The 3,225-nt window shown below is 58.1% G+C and carries 3 protein-coding genes and 1 pseudogene; all 4 read right to left on the bottom strand.

Going from position 1 to position 3,225, the window contains the following annotated elements; genetic code table 11:
* Nucleotides 1-119: pseudogene (locus ACNFCI_RS23835) on the bottom strand (phage tail protein); the annotation flags it as partial.
* Nucleotides 120-134: 15 nt separating this feature from the next.
* Entirely contained in the window at nucleotides 135-1,004 is an 870-nt protein-coding gene (locus tag ACNFCI_RS23840; protein WP_416768395.1) for a hypothetical protein, read from the bottom strand.
* Between the two features lie 12 nt (nucleotides 1,005-1,016).
* Complete coding sequence (locus ACNFCI_RS23845) at nucleotides 1,017-1,331, bottom strand: hypothetical protein (RefSeq protein WP_416768396.1); 315 nt, start codon at nucleotides 1,329-1,331, stop codon at nucleotides 1,017-1,019.
* Nucleotides 1,328-3,225: phage tail tip fiber protein (locus ACNFCI_RS23850; RefSeq protein WP_416768398.1), on the bottom strand; the 1,898-nt coding region annotated here is incomplete at its 5' end. The genes ACNFCI_RS23850 and ACNFCI_RS23845, both read right to left, overlap by 4 nt.

Here is a 3,225-nt window from a genome sequence, read left to right on the forward strand (position 1 = left end):
CCATCCGGGCCTAGCAGTGCATCGCCCACCCGGGCATTCGCTGAAAAATTGGTGCCGGTACCGGTCACCGTCGTTTGGCCAGCCGTGATCGCGACCGTGCCTGTTCTGTACCAAGGCATGGATTACTCCAAAAGTTAGTTGAATGGGAAAGGCAGGTTTTCAGTCTTAATTACTAATGCCTCGGGGTATTTATCGGTTGGGATGCTGAAATAACTGTTGTACATGTAGTTAGCTTGCGCGCCCCAGTACATAGTGGTTCTTGCAGCGTCACACGACATAAAGTAGATACCTCCATTCGCACCATGTGCCCCATCCATGTGGCTTTGTTGGTTTCCTCTTGCGGGAAAAGGGGAGCCCGGCGATGACATTGAGTCCATGAAGCCCTGCCCAAAACTTCGCGAGAACGACGTAGATGTAGCAAACTCTCCCGAGCCGATTGCAATAAAAACCCTGGCCACACAGTAATATGGGCCGGAGTTTATAAACCGCGTGGCAAGTTTGGTCGCTCCCGCAAACGGAACGCCATAGCTAGCTACTCCATCTATAATGGTGGGCGGCGGCGGCGCTGGGGCTGGAATTGTGGCAACGATATTCAATGGGTACTGGAGCGAGTTGAAAGTGAGCGTACCCGACTCGTCGTAGCATTTCAGTCCTGCTCCATTCAGCGTGTTCCGCATGGTGTCGAAGTAATAGAACTTCGTAGATGGGCTGGCTCCTATGTAGTAGAAAGTTGTTGTGTCGCCTGATCGAGAAGAGCCGCAGGAAATGCCAGATCCAACAATGAACACGATGGGAGCGACCGCCCCTGTCACGCTAAAACCATGAATCGCGTCAACTATTGAAGATTCCGCGTAACTACCACCCTCGTTTGGAGGCAAGTTCGCCGACCTGTAGTCGAGCCGAGGCCAGTTAACTTGAAATGTCAAATACCCACTCTTCAATAGTCCATATGTGATTTTCTCCGTATCGAACAGGAGGGATCCATCCTCCTTGAATACCTTCATTCCTGCAGACATTCAGTGGTACCCGTAATGTATTCGACAGTTAAGTGAATAGAACCCCCAGCCGCCCGGGTATGAGTACTGCCACGACAGCGTCGCGCTGGATGCCCCGACAGTGAGAGTTACCCCCGGTCGCTTACCCAGGTACTTGTTCTGCACCGACAGCTCAGTGACGGCATAGAACAGCTCCTTGCCGGCCGGAGGCAGCGGGATCGAGATCGAGCCATTGGCAGCGCCTGTATCCACATACCCCATCATTTGGCTGATCGAACTGGTCATGTCGAGGAGCAGCAGGCCGCTCGGGTCGTAGACCTTCAGGCCGGCACTCATACATTCACTCCTAGATCGATCGCCAGGTTGCCGCTGGCGTGGTAAATGCGTAGCCGCTGGTTGTTGAGCAGCAAACGACCCTGGCCGGCTACCGTGCCGTTGATCTCGAATGTCCCGTTCTTGTTCAAGATCCAGCCCTGTTGGCCTGCCACATAGTTCGTGGAGCTGATGTAGCTCCCGATCTTGGCGTTGGTGATCGTCCCGTCCGCAATGAATGCTTCGTTGATAAACACCTGCCCACCTTGGACGGCGAACGGCGAAGACAGAATGCCGTTGATGCCATTGACCACCGCGAACCGGTCCACAGACACCAAGAACTGGCTTTGCAGGCCAGCCGGACCGTTCTCGATGCCGAGACCAATACCCGCGGCTACATACTGGCCCTGGGCGTTGATCTGCATCTTGACCGACCACATCGTGCTGGCCTTGCCGTCCAGCGCAGCCAGCGCCTGGCTGGTGACCTGCACCGCGGCGTTGGTCTTCTGGATTTCGCCGTTGGCTTTATCCAGGCCGGAGTTGAACGACACCTCCAGCGTCTCGGTCTTCTTCGCCTGGGCGTCGATCTCAGTTGCCCGCGTCTTCGCTTCCTCGGCGATCTTCGCCGTGCTTTCCCAGGCCTTCAGGGCCCCGGCGAGTTCACCTTCGGCATCGTCATCTCGACCAGTCGTGTAAACCGCCTCAATCGTGGTGCGCATCGAGGCAACAGCCTGGTTGGTGTCGGCCTGGGCTTGCTCAACGACCTGGATCTTGCCGGAGTTCTCGTCCACCTGAGCGCTGACGGTGTCGACCAGAAGCCCCAGCGCCTCATCCGCGTCGGCCCGGACGGTCGCCTCGTTCTCGATGGCCGCCTCCCTGGCTTGCCGCTCGCCTGTTACTGCACCATCCCGGTCGAGCTTCTCCTGATCGAGTGCCTGGTTAGTGGCATCGACCCGGGCGTTGACCGTTTGGAGGCGTGAGGCGGTTGAGCTCTCGTTGTCGGTGACGGTGGTTTCCAGCTGAGAAATGCTCGCCGTGTTACCGGCCACCTTGGTGTTGACCTCGGTGAAGCGGCTGGCCGTCGCGCTTTCATTGGTGGCCACCGTGCGTTCCAGAGAGCGGACGTTTGCGGCGTTGTCATCGACGCGCGACTCCACCACCACCATCCGGCTGGCCATAGCCTCGTTTTGCGTAGCGCGGGTGCGCGACTCTTCCGAGACCTTGGCCAGGGTGTCCCAGCCCCGCAGGGCGTCGTTGAGCGCGCCCTCCCCGTCATCATCACGGTAGGCGGACTGCACGGCCTGCAGCATGGCGGCATTGGCCGTTACCTTGCCGTCGATGGTACTGATGTCGGCGGTGTTCTTTGACACGGCCTGGGCTAGGCCATTTGCCGTCTCGGCGATGCTGCCGATATCGATCCAGTAGGTCGGATTGGGCGGCGCATTGGTTCCATCAGCTGCTGCCGGCACATCGGCGATTGCCATGTACAAGCGCTGACCTTTGCGCACTGCGTCGTTTTTCAGATAGGCATTGGTGGGCACGTACTCGAGCGGGTCGGTCAGCTCGGTGATCAGGTCCTCCAGCTCCTGCTTGGCTGCCTCGATTCGGCCATTCACCGACTCAGGGCCTTCACCGGAGATTTTCTCGATCTCCGTCAGGAGTTCCTGGCCAAGTTCACTCTCAGTGACCTGACCGCTGATGAGCTCCAGTATTGGACTGCCATCCGAGCCGGACTGACCAAGCACACCGCTTCCTACCGGGTACCAGGGGCCAATGTTCCCGGTTCGATCCACCAGGCGCGCCCAGAAGAAGAACGACACACCAGCTTTCAGCCCCTGCATCACATACTCGCTCTGCGGGTACGCCACATCCGTGAGCTTTGCTGCTCCCTCCAGGTTATTGCTCGGGCCATACCAGA

Source organism: Pseudomonas sp. NY15356, from assembly GCF_048068175.1.
Classification (GTDB): domain Bacteria; phylum Pseudomonadota; class Gammaproteobacteria; order Pseudomonadales; family Pseudomonadaceae; genus Aquipseudomonas; species Aquipseudomonas putida_K.